The sequence below is a fragment of the Phormidium sp. CCY1219 genome (genome assembly GCF_055795085.1).
Genome location: NZ_JAYFEQ010000177.1, coordinates 1 through 538 on the forward strand (window position 1 = coordinate 1; position 538 = coordinate 538).

Below are 538 nucleotides of genomic sequence, written 5' to 3' on the forward strand. Positions count from 1 at the left end.
ACAGTTATGAGCGCGATCGCAATCAATTTAAACCCAATTATTCAACTGACAGACGAACAGTTTTATCAACTTTGTCGGGAAAATCCCGATGTAAAATTCGAGCGCAATGCCACAGGAGAACTGATTGTCATGCCACCCACCGGAGGAACCACGGGCAACCGAAATTTTAAATTAGTTCAGCAACTCGCCAACTGGGCCGATATAGATAAAACCGGGATTGGATTTGACTCTTCCACGGGTTTTAATCTGCCCAATGGAAGCGATCGCTCTCCCGATGCAGCATGGATAAAATTAGAGCGCTGGGAAACCCTGACCCCGGAACAGCAGGAAAAATTCCCCTCCATCGCGCCGGATTTTGTGGTGGAATTGCGTTCCGCTAGGGATAGCTTAGCATCCCTGCAAGAGAAACTGCAAGAATATATAGAAAATGGCGTTAAACTGGGGTGGTTAATCGATTGTCAAAATCGGCGGGTAGAAATCTATCGCCCGGGGAGAGACCCCGAAATCTTGTCCGATCCTGCTGTAGTTTCCGGAGAGG

Annotated in this window: 1 protein-coding gene; it reads left to right on the top strand. The window is 48.0% G+C overall.

Annotated features, from left to right (window positions below; all coding sequences use genetic code 11):
- Positions 1-6: 6 nt before the first annotated feature.
- Positions 7-538: Uma2 family endonuclease (locus tag AC0QH1_RS01065; RefSeq protein ID WP_324628880.1), on the top strand; the 532-nt coding region annotated here is incomplete at its 3' end.